Raw genomic sequence first — 14,231 nt, forward strand, 5'->3', positions numbered from 1 at the left:
TCAAGCGGCTGCATCCACTGGACTGGCTGGCCGGCGGCCTGCTCACCCTCGGCGCGCTCTGCGTCGCCACGGGTCTGCTGCCCACCGGGCCCGCCGGCGAGGTGATGGAGCGCATCGGCCCGCTGCTGGTGTTCCTCGCCACGGTCATCGTCCTCGCCGAGCTGACCGGCAAGGCGGAGGTCTTCGACGTGGTCGCCACCCGGGTGGCGCGGGCGGGCCGGGGGAACTATCCTCTCCTGTTCGGGCTGTGCGTGCTGTTCGCGTCCGTCACCACCATCACCCTCAACCTGGACACCACGGCGGTGCTGCTCACCCCGGTGATGCTGTCGCTGGCGACCCGGGTGGGCATCGCGGCCGTACCGCTGGCGATGACCACGGTCTGGCTGGCCAATACGGCGAGCCTGCTGCTGCCCGTGTCGAACCTGACGAACCTGCTGGCCGCGGACCGGGTCGCCCTGTCGCCGTCGGAGATGGCGGCCACCATGTGGGCCCCGCAGCTGGCCGCCATCGCGGTCACGATGGCCTGCCTGTGGGGCTTCTACTGGCGTCTGGGACGCCGTGGCGCGCTCCGCTACGAGCCGCCGTCACCGCCGCGCCCGGCGGACCGGGTCCTGTTCCGGGTGTGCGCGGTGGCGTGCACCGGCTTCCTGCTGGCGATCCTCGCCGACGTGCCGCTGTGGTCGGCCTCGATGACGGCCGCGCTGGTCGTGGTGGTGGCCTTCGCGGTGCGCAGCCGGGAGACGCTGCGCCTCTCCCTGATCCCCTGGCGGCTCCTCGTCCTCGTCCCGGGGATGTTCCTGGTGGTGGAGACGGTCAACGCACACGGACTGCACGAGGTACTGGCGACGGCGATGGGGTCCGACAACGGGTTCGTCGGGATGCTGAGGTCCGCGGCGGTCGGGGCGGGCTTCTCCAACGCGCTGAACAACCTCCCGGCCTACATGGCGGGCGAGGCGGCCATCCCCGAGGCCAACCAGCAGCAGCTGCTCGCCCAGCTCATCGGCGTGAACGTGGGACCGGTCATCACCCCGTGGGCCTCGCTGGCCACGCTGCTGTGGTTCGAGCGGTGCCGCTGGCACGGCACGCGGATCGAGCTGGGCCGCTTCTTCGGTACGGGGCTGGTCCTGGCGGTCACGGGCACGCTGGCGGCGACGGTGGCACTCGCGGCCACCACGTAGGTCACGTCACGTGCCGGGTCGCCTCGCGTGCGGGGGCGCCAGGCGTGCCGGGTCACCCCGCGTGCCGGGTCGCCTCGCCCACCTCCCGCAGCAGGTACGCGAGGGTCTCGCCGCGCGCCGCCACATAGCTGCGCCCGCTGTGGTCCCCGGCGAAACCGGGCCGGAACGGCGCCCCGGACAGGGTGCGCAGCTCCACCCCGGTCTCGGCCGCGAGCAGCGCCCCGGTCGGCAGGTCCACGCCCTCGGCCCGGTAGCCGACGAAGGCGTCGATCGTGCCGCGCGCCAGCAGGCTCCAGCCGAGCAGCGGTGCCCACAGCTGCAGCACGCGCCGGCAGCGCAGATCGAGCACGGCCCGCAGCGCCACCGCGGTCGCGTCGCCGCGCCGCACGGCGTATCCCTGGGTCCAGGCGACGACGGGCCCGGGGCGCGGCAGCTCGGGGGCGGGGCCGGGCAGCGCGCCGGACGGGCCGTGGGCCCCGTGGCCCCGCACCGCGTGCCAGGTCTGCCCGGTGACCGGCTCGTGCACCACGCCCATCACCGGGGCGCCGGCCAGGCACAGCCCGATGCCCACCACGTACGCGGGCAGCCCGATCGCGACGTTGTTGCTGCCGTCCAGCGGGTCCACCAGCCAGGTGCGTTCGCCCGCCGCATCGAGCAGCCCCGCCTCCTCGGACAGGATCCGGTCGTGCGGGAAGTGGCGCTGGATCCGGCCGAGCACGAGCCGCTCGGCGGCGAGGTCGAGGTCGACCTGCACGTCCCCCGACTCGTCCTTCGTCCGTACGCAGTGCGCCGTGCCGAAGCGCCGGCGCAGCAGCCCGCCCGCCTCCTCCGCCGCGGCGACGGCGACCCGCCTCTCGCGGTCGAAATCAGGCCCGCTGTTCGGCATCGAACCTCCTGAGGACGGTGTGGACGCTGCGTACGGTCTGCACGGTGTCGCACAGTCGGCGGGTCGTGCGGCGCGGGCGGCCGTCGAGCGGCCCGAGCGAAAGGTCGGCCTGTCCGGGGATCGAGAGCCCGTGGACGAGGGTGGCGGCGGGTTCGGGTCCCTCCAGGGCGGTGGCGTGGAACTGGCCGGCGGCCAGGGTGTAGGTCTCCCCGCCGGAGCTGACCTGGGCGGGTCCGGGCTCGCTGCGCACCAGCCGGGGGGTGGGGCGGATCTCGTCCACGCCGTCGCTCCCGCTCCACACCTCGAACACCCGGTGGGTCGCGCCCGCTTCGCCGTCGCCCACCGCGGTCGTCCGTACGGGCAGGTTCGCCACCCGCCCGTACAGCACGCGGCTGCGCAGCTCCCAGCTGTGGGCGTGCATGGGCGAGGCGTCCGGCTCGGCCCGGTTGCCGGCGTCGAAGAGGTGGACGCAGATCCCGCGCGGGCCCTCTCTCAGCAGCGGCAGGCAGAGGAATCCGAGCGGATGGCGAACGGCACGCAACTCCCTGTCACCGGAGGCTATTTCCTCCAGGGTGACCAGGGTCCTTTCCAGCTCGCGGTCCATGGCACGCGCCGCAGCGCCTCACCTCCTGTAGGGGTCCTCCGCGTGCAGCGCCTTCTCGATGATCTTGCCGATGTCGCTGTCGGTGAAGAAGCGCGGCAGCGGGAGCCGCAGGTCGTCGAAGAGCGTGCGCACCTCGTCGACGGTCGGCTCCTGGCCGAGCGGCGACGCGACGCGCAGATCGAGCACGGTCGCCTGCTCGCGGCTCTGGTGCAGCTCGGTGACGTAGTAGTCGTAGAGCGGCTGGCCCCGTTCCACGAGCAGGTTCACCCGGGACTGGTCGTCCTGGGTGATGACGAGGCAGGTCTCGGACAGGTCGAAGCGCAGGGTGGGCACGGCGGACGACAGGTGCACGCTGATCTCGAGCGTCGTCAGCTGCCGCTGGTACCAGCAGGCGGCGAGGACCGTCGCGTACGACTCCCGGCGGACCCGGTCGGTGGTCCAGAGGTCGTCTCCGGGGCGCTGCGCGCCGAACATCTGGCGGAAGCGGGCGTAGGCGGCGCAGGCCCGCTCGTCGGCCGGGTTCACGATGTCGATCTTCACGTTGAGCTGTGAGCGCTGTTCCTTCGCGGCGCGCACGCACAGCGGCAGGGTGACGGCCCGCAGGTAGGTGCCCGTACCGCCCTTGAAGTACCAGAGGTTGGTGTGCTGGCGGGCCTTGCGCAGGGCCTCGCCGACCTCGTTGCCCGAGAGCGAGCGCACCATGGCGAGGTCTTCCAGGGCCCGGCGGGTCCCGCTCATCGCCTCCTGGATGCTCGCGGGCCGGCGCACCCGTTCCACGATCGACCCGGTGGCGAGCAGGCCGAGGACGACCAGGGTGGCGCCGGAGGCCACGTCGTCGCTGACGACGTCGCCGAAGATGTCCAGGAAGCCGACTGCCATCGCGACCAACAGGGCGACGACGACATCCGCATTGCGCAGCACCCAGGCCACGAAGCGCTCCAGCCGACCGACATGCGTCGCCATCGGCGCACCCCCCTCCCCCGCCCCTGTCCCGATGGTAGGAGATGCCCCGGCGGCCCCACCAGAGCGCACACGGCAGGGAGGGAGCACGGAACCGGGCACCGGACGGCCACCGGACGGGCCGGGCCGTGGACGGACGCCGGTCGCGCTGAAGGTGATCCGGCGCGAGTTCGCCCAGGAACCGGACTTCCGGGCCCGGTTCGAGCACGAGGTGCGGTCGGCCCGCCGGGTGCAGGGCTACCACATCGTGCCCGCCGTGTTCCAGCTGATCGGCTGCACCGCGCAGGCGCTGCACTCCGTACACGCCGACGCGCACCCACGAGCCCCGCCCACGCCGCGCCCGATCGGCTGGAAGGACCAGGAGCTGGCGATGGGCCTCAGCGACGTCAAGAGCAGCACCCCCTTCGGGAAGAGCAAGGGAGGGGAACCTGGCCATGGTCAAGATCGTCGCCGTCGAGCAGCAAGCAGTGGGGCCGGCTACTCACGGACGGATGAGTAGCCGCCCCCAGGTGTGCCGGCCGCGCTCCGCCTAGCCTGCTTCCCATGAGCTCCACGCAGCAGGCCGGCGCACCGGCACACGAGGCAGGGCCGCGGTCCACCGGCAGGGGGTCCCTGTTCCTGGGGATCGCCGCGGTCGGGGCGCTCGGCTGCCCGCTCCTGCCGGACGCCGTCCCGCCCCCGATCCGCTTCGTGCCCCTCTACCTCGTTCTGCCCCTCGCCATCTGCGCGATCGTCTGGGGCCTTCCCGACCTGTGGCGTTCGCGGCGGGACGGGGTGCCGGCGCCGGCCGGGGCCCGCATCGGGGTCCCGCTCGGTGCGGTGGCCCTCGTGGTGGTGGCCGTCGCGCTGGCCTGGGTCACCTTCTTCCTTGACATCGGGTGACCCGCGGCCGGCCGGCCCGTCGCTCAGCCGGCCGCGTCGAGCAGCAGCTTCGCGGCGACCATCGCCCCGTCGGCGTGGAACGCGGCGGCCACGGCGGTCGCCCGCGTTCGGGTCTCGGGCGTCAGGGCCGTCCTGAGCGCCGCCGAGAGGGACGCGAGGGCCGGGGTCGGACCGTCGTGCGCCGCGCCGATGCCCAGCTCGGCCACCCGGCCGGCGAAATACGGCTGGTCCGCCCCCTGGGGGACCACCACTTGGGGCGCGCCGGCCCAGGTGGCCGTCGTCGTGGTTCCCGCACCGCCGTGGTGCACGACGGCGGCCGTACGGCGGAACAGTGCCTGGTGGTTGACCTCGCCGACGACGAAGCAGTCGTCCTGGTCGTCGATCAGGGCCAGGTCGGCCCAGCCGCGGGAGAGGACCGCGCGGCAGCCCTGCGCGCGGATCGCCTCGACGGTCGCCCGGGCGACGCCCTCCGGGTCGCGCAGGGGAATGCTGCCGAAGCCCACGTACACCGGGGGTGTGCCGGCGTCGAGGAACGCCATCAGGTCGGCGGGGAGCGGGCGTTCGTCCGGCAGGACCCACGCGCCGGTCTGCACCACTTCGAGGTCCGCGGGCTGCTGCCAGGGGGCCAGGACCGGGTCCGCGGCCAGCCACGGGCGGTCGGTGAAGACGTGGTCGCGGACGTTGTCCACCGGCGGCAGGCCGATCGACGCCCGGTGGGTGTTGACCGCCTCGCCGAACACCGCCTGGGCGTCCTCGATGTCGCGGTCCCACAGCTCCCGGTTGTCGGTCACGCCCTCCGGGAGCGGCCGGCCCGGCCGCGGCATCGGCGGGTGGTGCGGCGACGGCAGGCTCACCGGCTGGTAACTCACGTACACGTAGGGGATGTCCAGCTTCTCGGCGACGGCCTTCACACCTGCCACCGCCGGCACCAGCCCGGTCGCGACCAGCACGTCGCACCCCTCGGCCGCCACGCTGACGTTGTCGTAGAACGCCGCGACCAGCTCGGCCGCCCGCCGCGGTACACCCCCGGGCGACGGCGGCGTCTTCCCGGTCACCAGTGCGCGCACCGACTGGCCCGTGGGCACCATCTCCACGCCGATCCCGGACAGCCGTTGGGCGAACTCCTCGTCCGGTGGCGCGCACACCCGCACCTCCGCGCCGAGTTCCTGCAACCGCACCGCGAGACCCACCAGCGGTTCGACGCCCCCGCGCGAATCGTAGGCCGACAGCAACACGCGCATTCCGTACTCCCCAATTCCCAGGACGGTGACTACGGTGGGAGATTCTGCCCTCAGGCTCCGGCAAAGAGCGAAACCACGATCAGGATGCCCAGGGCGGACAGGGCGGGCACCTGCAGACGCCGGATGCGGGCCGTGGCGACGAGGGCCGGGCCGATCGCACAGATCAGCACGAAGGGCCACGTGACTTGGAGGCTGGGGCTCCCGGGGGCGTACAGCCAGTCGCCCGAGCGCAGCAGGACGTACGCCATCAGCACGAGGCAGACGGGGACGCTGACCTGCAGGGGGCGGATCCGGGAGATCCACAGGCCCACCGGGACGAGCACGAGGACGATCGCGATGGTCAGGCCGAGCGCGTACAGCGGGTAGTACGTGACACAGACGCTCGGCGCGTCCTTGCACACCTTCGCGTCCTCGCGAATGCCCCAGTTCCATATGCCGGAGACGGCAATTCCGGTCAGCGCCCCGGTGGCCGCCGCACCGGCTGTGCCCGCGAGTTCACGCATGGGTCCGCCTTTCGATGGGAAGGTGCCCGAGACCGTGTGCGGCCTCGGGCACCGGTGGAGCGGTGGGACCGTCCGTCAGAACGTCAGAACGTCAGGGCTTCAGAGCATCATTGAGGACTCCGGCGTAGATTCCGGCGCCTGTGGTCTTGGGATGGAATCCCTGCGCTGAAACCGGATCGCCCGGCTTGTCGCTCGGCGTCTTGTCGTTGACGATACCGTGGATGGTTTCCGGGGTCCCGCAGATTCCCTTTCCGTTGAAGGCAATTCTGGGATCCGCGAACACCACCCGGACTCCGGCCGCGCGGGCATCGGCCGCGGCGTTGCCCATCTCGGTCGCCATGGTGTTGGTCACCGTCCCGAAATCCGCGTACTCGGCAGCGTTGACGAACGGGGCGCCGGCACAGTTCACACCATTGGAGAACAACATGGGATAACCCATGAGAACGATCTTCGCGTTGGGCGCCCGCAGCGCGATCTCCTTCAGAGTGGTCACGATGGACGGGCGGACCTTCGTCGCGAGGGTCTTCGGAACGGACGTCCTCATCGCCTCGCTCTCCCCGTCGAGCGGATCGTCGAAGCAGTTGCTGGTCGGGAAGGTCCAGATCATGCACTTCTGGATCACCGCGGAGTAGCCCGCGTCGTTGCCGCCGATGGACATCGTGACGAGCGTGGTGTTGCTGTCGAGGTATCCCTTGTCCAGTTGGGGCAGCTCCCCGTACGAGGACTCGCCCTTCTTCCCCCAGGCGTTCATGGGGCCTTCACCGTTCGCGGACAGGATCTGGTGGGTTCTCGCACCGGAACAGGCGATGAACTGGAGGTCGATGCTCCCCGAGTCCCCCCAGTTGTCGGCCCGCGCCCCGAAGGTCCGCCCGATGCCGGAGTCGTAGGGAGTGCCGGCCTGACGGATCCAGGCGTTCTTCGAGCGGTGGCAGGCGTTGCGCGCCGAACCCTGGTCGCCGCCGTAGTCGGTCTCCGGGTAGTAGTCGCCGCCGCCGGTGACCGAGGCTCCTTCACCGGAGGAGTACGAGTCGCCCATCGCCACGATCATGTGCTCGGGCTTGGCCGCCAGCGGCTGGATGGCCACGGCGTCCCAGGCGATGTCCTCGTCCCCGGTTCCGTCCTTGGCGATGGAGTCGAGTTTGATCTGCGGAACGCCGTTGAACTGGAAGACACCGATCGAGACCCACTTGTTGGATCTGATGCGCTGCGGGACGGCCCGGAACGAGGCCCCGCTCCCGGTGTACACCTGGTATCTGGCCTGCCGGGTGTGGGCTCCGTGGTCGGGAATGTGGACCATCACGCGGGCCCATTGGTTCAGGCTCTTGTTCAGGGTCCAGGTGCCGGTGATCTTGAGGCGTTCGCCCTTCACGTCGGACGCACGGGTGTGGCCGAAGTAGAAGTGTCCGCCGAACCCGGCGCCCAGCTGGTGCAGGTCCACCTTCGAGGGGTACACGGTCTCGCCGGAGGACTTGGAGAAGGTCATGCCGAAGCTGCCCTGGTTGGTCCAGGGCCTCCCGCAGTTGGGGCGTACGGACGGGGTGCCGTCCGGCACGTCATCGATGATCAGCGCGTTCGAGGGCAGCCCGGAGGTCGAGCAGTTCGGGGCGTACGGCGTCCCGTCGGCCTCCTCCGGGTAGGTGGAGTTGAAGCGGATGAACTCGAACCCGCAGGAGGCGGAGCAGTCTTCCTTCCAGGTGGCCGGTCCGGACCACCAGCACTTGAAGTCCGTCCGGCCACAGGGGCCGGAGGTGGGGGTGTCGTTCGTCGCCGTGTCTCCGATCTTCGCCGGGTTGCAGTTGTTGGCCGCGGTGCAGAAGAGGTTCTCCGGCGGCTTCACGTGCGCGCGGTTGTACTTCGCGCTTCCCGGGGCGTCCACCGGGGCGGCGGTGCCGTTCCAGTAGGAGGCGATGAAGGCGGGCACCATCTTGCCCGGGGACTCCAGGAAGGACGGCGGGTGCGCGGCGAAGCCCAGTACCTTCTCCGGGTAGGGCCAGTGCTGCGGGCGGGCCGCGGCGCTGGCGTCCTCGTCACCGTTCCAGTTCTCCAGGAACGGCGGGCGGGCCGCGTCCCACTCGGGGTTGGCCGGGTTGTTGAACCAGCCCAGACCCCAGGGTTCACCTGCCGCGCCCTGGGGGTGGAAGCCGGAGTTGTACGCCCACAGGGCGAAGTACCAGTTCTCCAGCTTCGCCGGGTTGGCGTTGTTGAGCTTCATCCCGGCGTTGTACGTCTGGTTCCACTTCTCGATCAGGATCTGCAGACCGGCGGAGATGTTCGCGGTGTAGTCGAGCGCCACCGCGCGCTGCGTCTGGTACGGCCAGGCGGCGCCGCCGTGGCCGTCCTCACGGCCGGCCATCCGCATGTGGTCGGTGACCTGCGTGATGCCGTAACCGCAGTCGGCCTCCGCGAAGTTGACGTCCCAGTCGTTGTCGGAGGTGCCGTCGTAGTAGTCGATGCCGTAGTAGTTGCCGATCAGCGGGTTGCCGGTGACACCGGGGACGGTGCTGCGCGCCGCCTGCCACATGTTCGACTCCTGGGTGGTGATGCCCAGGAGCACCTGGGCCGGCACCCTGCCGCCCCCCGCGAGCGGCGGGTTGAGGAAGAGCGACTGCGGCATGTACGCCGGCATGCCGAGGTTCTTCCAGTTCGCCGGGCGTTCGATGTGCGTGTTGAGGAACCCGGTGACGGCCTGGTCCGCGGCCCACTCCACCTGGCGCGGCTTGGGCTGCATGGCCTGGTTGCGGGGGTCGTTGCGGGGAACGGAACAGGTCCGGTCCGACTCCACGATCTCGGTGGGCGAGCTCGCCGCGGCCGCAGCCGCCGCCGAGGCGGTGGCCTCGGCCGTCGACTTGGCTCCCGACGGCGCCGCGGATTCGGCTCCCTTGGCCGTTTTGCGGCCGGCGGCGGGAGCGGGGTCCCGTCCCTGCTTCCAGCTGTCGGGGATCACCGCGAGCGGGTCGGCCGTGAAGCCGACCTTCTTCTTGGTGTCGAGGACGGACAGCTCGATCTTCACGGGCCGTGCGTCGAGGGCCGACTCGGGCTGGAGGGTGGAATCCTTGACGTCGGCCCATTCGGTGCGCTGGACCACGGACTTGCCGCCCGTCGAGACCAGGGCGTCCTTGGGGGAGCCCGGCAGGGACTTCACCCGGGCGGGAAGCGACTTGGCAGCCTTGGCGTCGCCGGTGATGTAGACGTCGCCACCGGCCCGGACGAGGCCGGTGTTGGTCAGCGGCCCCTCCCCCAGGGTGCTGGTCTTGCCGCCGGCGACGCGCCGCACCTGGGTGGTGCCGCGGTCGGTGGCCGACTTCCGCGGCTGCTGGTCGAGGAAGGTGATGCCGCCGTCGGCGTCGGGGCTCAGCCGGTAGGGCACGGACGCGGTGCGGGCCAGCGTCCGGCTGCGGCCCTGGGCGTCGATCCTGACGATCTGCGCCCCGTTCGCCGCGACGACCGCCCCGTCCGCCCCCTCCGCGGGCACGCCCGAGGTGACCTGACCGGTCACCTCGACGGGTGCGGCGAGCTTGGCGGTGACCGCGTCCACGGTCACCAGCCGGGTGCCGCTCTTGTCGTCACCGCCGGACTGGGTGAACACGGCGCTCTCCCCGGTGCCGCAGCCCGGGTTGTAGTACGAGAGCGAGGCGCGCAGGTCCAGCTTGGTCACCTTGCCGGTGTCCAGCTCGACCACGGCCGTGAACGCGCCGCGCGCCATCAGCTGCGGCTTGTTGGTGAACGTACGCGGGGCGTACACGACGACGGCCCGCCTGCCGGAGCCGGTGACGCAGGCGTTGCCGATCCAGGCGTCGGCGTCCAGACCGGGCTCGGCGAGCGAGGCGACGGTCTTCCATGCGTATCCGGCGTTCTCATTGGCCGTGAGGATGTGGAACCCCTGGGCGTCCGACGTGGTCGTCCACGCCAGGTCGCCGGAGTTCTGCCAGCCCTTGCCCAGCACCTTCTCGCGGTCGGCCGAGGGAACGGACGACTTGTCGGTCTCGGCAGCGGGCGAGCCCGCGGCGGGCGCCGGCGCCGGCTCGGCCGCGGCCGCGGGCAGCTGCAGCAGCCCCGCTCCCAACGAGGTGGCCACCAGACCGATGAGTAAGGCAGATATGCGTCTACTTCGTTTCACTGCATCTCCTGAACCCATTGCGACAAAACCTCGGACGGCGCCAACCGGCGCCGACCGCACGGACTTTACGTGTGTGGTATGTCGTCACGTCAAGGAATATTCGACGCAGATATTTGTCCGGAGAATTCCGGTTGTGAAGACGCTTGCACTTGCGGGGAAGGCGCTTCCGTTCATCCGGACGAAATGGAACCAGGAAAGGGAATTCATCCTCGAAATCGGAGGAGATTCAAACCGGCAGAAAAGGAACGGCCTGGCGTCTCCCCGGCGGCTCCGCCGCCGACACGATCGGTGTGGGCCAGAGGCGCTTCACGATCGACCTCTACCTCTGACGGACCCTAGAAGCGGGACGCTCCCGCGGCGGCTTCCGGGAGGGCCGACGGGAGGGCCGTCGGGAGGGTGAAGGCCTCGGCCAGCAGTTCGTACGAGCGCTGGCGATCGGCCGGGTCGGGCGTCAGGGTGTTGATGACGAGCTCGTCCACCCCGTGGGTGCCGGCGAGGGCCGTCAGTACGGAGTGCACCTGCTCGGGCGCCCCGGAGACGAGGGCGGTGCGGTGCACCTTGGCCCGGTCCAGCTCGGCGCCCGTCCACCGGTGGCGGCGCGTGGTCTCGTACGACGGCAGCGGGGCGTCGTGGCCGAGGTCCTTGCGGGCGCGCCACAGCAGCAGGCTCTGGGCCAGTTCCTCGGCGCGGCCGGCGCTGTCCGCGGTCACCACGCGCACCGCGAGCGCACCGCCCGCCCGGCCGCCGGTGGCCGCCCGGAACTCGGCGCGGTAGTCCTCGAACGCCTCCCGGCCCCCGGTCGGGGAGAAGAAGTGCCCGAACGCGAACTCGGTCCCCAACAGGCCGGCCAGCCGCGCCGACTCGCGTCCGGCGCCCAGCAGCCACATCTGCGGCGGGACCGGAGCGTGCGGTACGACTCCCCCCTCGCCCAGCAGCACCCGGAGCTCCGCCAGCCGCTGCGGGAAGTCCCGCGCGGGGCCGCCCGCCCGGCCGATCCCGAGGTCGACCCGCCCCGGGTACAGGGAGGCCAGGACGCCGAAGACCTCGGCCACCTTCGCCGGTTCGTAGCGGGGCAGCAGCACCCCGCCCGTCCCGATCCGCATCCGCGAGGTGCGGGCGAGCAGTGCCCCCGCGAGGATCTCCGGCGCGCTGCTCGCGAAGCCCGGGGAGCCGTGGTGTTCGGCGGCCCAGTACCGGGTGTAGCCGAGGTCCTCCGCGACGCGGGCGAGGTCCACGGAGGCGCGCAGCGCCTGGTCCGGAGTGTGGTCCTCGCCGACCGGGGTCTGGTCGAGCACGGACAGTCGCAGGTTCGTCATGACGGATGGCCTTTCAGTGCTGGTGGGCGGGGACACCGGTGGCACCCGCCATGGTCGCGGGCACGATCCTGAAGTCCCGTTCGAAGACCAGGTTGTGGAGGTCGGCGGCGGCGATGGCGCGCAGCGTGGGCAGTTCGGCGGCGGCCTGGGCGTCGTCGAAGACGTTCAGCGGCCACTCGGAGACCGTCGCCCCGCGCAGGTGGGGGTGGTGGAAGGAGGCGCCGTAGTGCGCGTACAGGGTCACCGGCGGGATGTCGGCGGCCGACTGCTCGTCCCACCAGAGGGTCCAGGCGTGGAAGAGGCTTCCGTCGTCGGCGCGTTGGACCCCGCCGGCGTCCACCACGCCCTGCCCGAGCAGCAGTTCGTCGTTGAGCTCGCCGAGTGCCTGGCGGGCGTACGGGTCCAGGAGGCGCGCGGCGGTGCGGAAGTGCTCCTCCTTGTCGGGGCGGGTCACGGCTCCGCCGTGGATGCCGTCGCGCAGGTCGGCGAAGTGCCGGAGCAGGGCGTCGAGGTTGGGAACGTCGGGGGTCATGTCGGCTCCTTGCGAGGTGGAGGACTGGAGGAGGGGGAAGGTGGAGGGGGAACGTGGAGGGGGAAGCGGGCCGGGTGGCCTCAGGCGCCGGCGGCGTCCGGTGAGGCGAGCAGATGCAGGGCCAGGCCCAGCCAGCCGCGCAGGGATGCCGTCGGGTGCCCGCCCATGCGGCGGCCGGGGTGGAGGAAGGCCCCGTGGCCCGTCTCCCGGAACTCCCGCAGGGTCACCTCCACTCCGGCCGCCCGCAGCAGGCGCCCGTAGTGGTGCACGTCGTCACCGACGGGGTCGAGGTCGCCGGTGGCCATGACGGCCCTGGCGACTCCGCGCAGCTCGGACGCCTCGAAGGGGGTGCTGTAGAGGCGCGTGCCGTCCGCGGCCACGGGCCGGCCCGGCTCGCGGTAGTCCTGCCAGGCCGCCATCAGGTAGGAGGCCGTGGGGAACATGTCGGGGAAGCGGTGGTAGGAGGCCGCGGTGCAGCCGGGGTCCAGCGGCGGGTACGCGAGGACCTGGGCGGCGAGGGGAAGGGCGCGGTCGCGGCAGGCGAGTGCGGCGCAGGCGGCCAGGGTGGCTCCCGCGCTGTCGCCGCCGACGGCGACGGGAGCGGTTGCCCCGGCCCGCTCCCGGACCCAGGCGAGGGCGGACAGCACGTCCTCGACCATGGCCGGGTGGCGTACCTCGGGGGCGAGCCGGTAGTCGACGCTGACGACGGCGAATCCGGAGGATTGGGCGAGTTCGGCGGTCGGGCCGTGCCAGTCCTGGGCGGATCCGGCGCGCCAGCTGCCGCCGTGGGCCCACACCAGCCAGCCCTGCGGCGCCGATGTCCCCGGCCGGTACACCCTGGCGGGGACCGGACCGGACGGGGAGGGGATGCGGGCCTGCTCCCAGCGGACCGCGACACGGCTGTTTCCGGCGGCCGAGTGGGTGGGTGTTGCCATCGGGTTTCCTTCCCTCCGTGCCTGGGGCCAACGTTCGCCGCCGCGGCAGGGCTGTCACAAGGCGGAGTTGCCTTAGTTGCCGTTGCGGGGCTGCTTGTTGCGGAGGAAGAGGGCGGTGGTGAGGGTCCCGAGGACCACGATCGCGGTGTTCACGATCACCGCCGTCGTGATGCCGGCATGGATGTCCGTGTTCGCCGCGGCGATCGCCGACATGATCGGCGTACCCATCGTGATACCGACCTGCTGCGTCATCGTCGCCAGACCGGTGGCCATGCCCTGCTCGTGATCCGGCAGACCCGTCGTCGCGGTCACCATGAACCCGACGATCACCAGCATGTTGCCGACACCACCCGCGAACGTCGCGATCAGCAGCAGCCACATCGACGACGACGTCTCACCCAACGCGATCAGGCTGAGCGTCGCGACCGCCTGGAGCAGACCACCCACGATCAGCGTGGTGCGGGTGCTCGTCGCACCGATCACCCGCGGAGCGATCGAACCACCGATCACCGTGCCGATACCCAGGACACCGAACGACAGCCCCGCCGTCAGCGGCGAAAAGTCCAGGACTTCCTGAAGGTAGAGCGTCATCAGGAAGACGAGGCTGGTCTCGGTCAGGAACGCGATCAGACCCGCGATATTGCCCCACGCCACCGTCTTCTTCTTCAACACCGACACCGGCACCAGAGGAGCGGCACTCTTCGACTCGATCGCATAGAACACGACCAGCAGCACCACACCAGCAGCCAGCCAGCCCAGAGCCGAACCCGAACCCCAACCATGCTCACCCGCCTGCGTCAACCCGTAGATCAACGCCAGCAGACCCAACGTCACCGCCGTCGCACCCGGCAGATCCAGCTTCGGACGCACCGACGGACGCGACTCCTTGATCACCGCAGGAGCAATGAACAACACCGCAAGCGCCACCGGCACGTTGATGAAGAACGCCCACCGCCACGACAACAGATCCGTCAGAACACCACCCAGGATGGCGCCCGTCGTGAAACCGGCCGACATCAGCGCACCGTTCAAACCCAGCGCCTTCTGCCGCAACGGCCCCTCAGGAAACGACGTCGT

The 14,231-nt window shown here is 71.2% G+C and carries 13 protein-coding genes; 3 read left to right on the plus strand and 10 right to left on the minus strand.

Annotated features, from left to right (window positions below; all coding sequences use genetic code 11):
• Positions 1–17 precede the first annotated feature (17 nt).
• Positions 18–1,178 (plus strand): SLC13 family permease, encoded by a 1,161-nt coding sequence (locus tag ACFYZ4_RS03620; protein WP_390782919.1) that lies wholly within the window; start codon positions 18–20, stop codon positions 1,176–1,178.
• A gap of 52 nt (positions 1,179–1,230) precedes the next feature.
• Here the strand turns inward: ACFYZ4_RS03620 and ACFYZ4_RS03625 are convergent, their stop codons facing one another.
• The 3 genes from ACFYZ4_RS03625 to ACFYZ4_RS03635 are packed head-to-tail and all read right to left on the minus strand — an operon-like array spanning position 1,231 to position 3,631.
• Positions 1,231–2,064 (minus strand): inositol monophosphatase family protein, encoded by an 834-nt coding sequence (locus ACFYZ4_RS03625; RefSeq protein WP_390782882.1) that lies wholly within the window; start codon positions 2,062–2,064, stop codon positions 1,231–1,233.
• Positions 2,045–2,668 (minus strand): hypothetical protein, encoded by a 624-nt coding sequence (locus ACFYZ4_RS03630; RefSeq protein WP_351294797.1) that lies wholly within the window; start codon positions 2,666–2,668, stop codon positions 2,045–2,047. The genes ACFYZ4_RS03625 and ACFYZ4_RS03630 overlap by 20 nt, the downstream gene beginning before the upstream one ends.
• Positions 2,669–2,686: 18 nt before the next feature.
• Entirely contained in the window at positions 2,687–3,631 is a 945-nt protein-coding gene (locus ACFYZ4_RS03635) for a hypothetical protein (RefSeq protein ID WP_351294800.1), read from the minus strand.
• 151 nt (positions 3,632–3,782) lie between these two features.
• Between ACFYZ4_RS03635 and ACFYZ4_RS03640 the strand changes: the two genes are divergently transcribed.
• Positions 3,783–4,127 (plus strand): hypothetical protein, encoded by a 345-nt coding sequence (locus ACFYZ4_RS03640; RefSeq protein WP_390782883.1) that lies wholly within the window; start codon positions 3,783–3,785, stop codon positions 4,125–4,127.
• A 44-nt stretch (positions 4,128–4,171) separates the two neighbouring features.
• Complete coding sequence (locus ACFYZ4_RS03645) at positions 4,172–4,510, plus strand: hypothetical protein (protein ID WP_390782884.1); 339 nt, start codon at positions 4,172–4,174, stop codon at positions 4,508–4,510.
• 23 nt (positions 4,511–4,533) lie between these two features.
• On the opposite strand, the gene ACFYZ4_RS03650 is transcribed toward ACFYZ4_RS03645, so the two are convergent.
• The 7 genes from ACFYZ4_RS03650 to ACFYZ4_RS03680 all read right to left on the minus strand — a co-directional run.
• On the minus strand, positions 4,534–5,751 hold the full coding sequence (locus tag ACFYZ4_RS03650; protein ID WP_390782885.1) for a glycosyltransferase: 1,218 nt from the start codon (positions 5,749–5,751) through the stop codon (positions 4,534–4,536).
• Between the two features lie 50 nt (positions 5,752–5,801).
• Positions 5,802–6,254 carry a hypothetical protein gene (locus ACFYZ4_RS03655; RefSeq protein WP_390782886.1) on the minus strand — a complete coding sequence of 151 codons (453 nt, stop codon included), beginning with the start codon at positions 6,252–6,254 and terminating at the stop codon, positions 5,802–5,804.
• A gap of 91 nt (positions 6,255–6,345) precedes the next feature.
• Positions 6,346–10,329: an SGNH/GDSL hydrolase family protein gene (locus ACFYZ4_RS03660; protein ID WP_390782887.1), complete on the minus strand. Its 3,984-nt coding sequence runs from the start codon at positions 10,327–10,329 to the stop codon at positions 6,346–6,348.
• A gap of 377 nt (positions 10,330–10,706) precedes the next feature.
• Positions 10,707–11,687, minus strand: a complete 981-nt coding sequence (locus ACFYZ4_RS03665) for an MsnO8 family LLM class oxidoreductase (protein WP_384344624.1) — start codon at positions 11,685–11,687, stop codon at positions 10,707–10,709.
• A 13-nt stretch (positions 11,688–11,700) separates the two neighbouring features.
• Entirely contained in the window at positions 11,701–12,219 is a 519-nt protein-coding gene (locus ACFYZ4_RS03670; protein WP_319728006.1) for a hypothetical protein, read from the minus strand.
• A gap of 80 nt (positions 12,220–12,299) precedes the next feature.
• Positions 12,300–13,154 carry an alpha/beta hydrolase gene (locus ACFYZ4_RS03675; RefSeq protein ID WP_390782888.1) on the minus strand — a complete coding sequence of 285 codons (855 nt, stop codon included), beginning with the start codon at positions 13,152–13,154 and terminating at the stop codon, positions 12,300–12,302.
• 72 nt (positions 13,155–13,226) lie between these two features.
• On the minus strand, positions 13,227–14,231 hold a 1,005-nt coding region (locus tag ACFYZ4_RS03680), incomplete at its 5' end, for an MFS transporter (protein WP_390782889.1).

It is taken from the genome of Streptomyces sp. NPDC001513 (assembly GCF_042894695.1).
GTDB lineage: Bacteria > Actinomycetota > Actinomycetes > Streptomycetales > Streptomycetaceae > Streptomyces.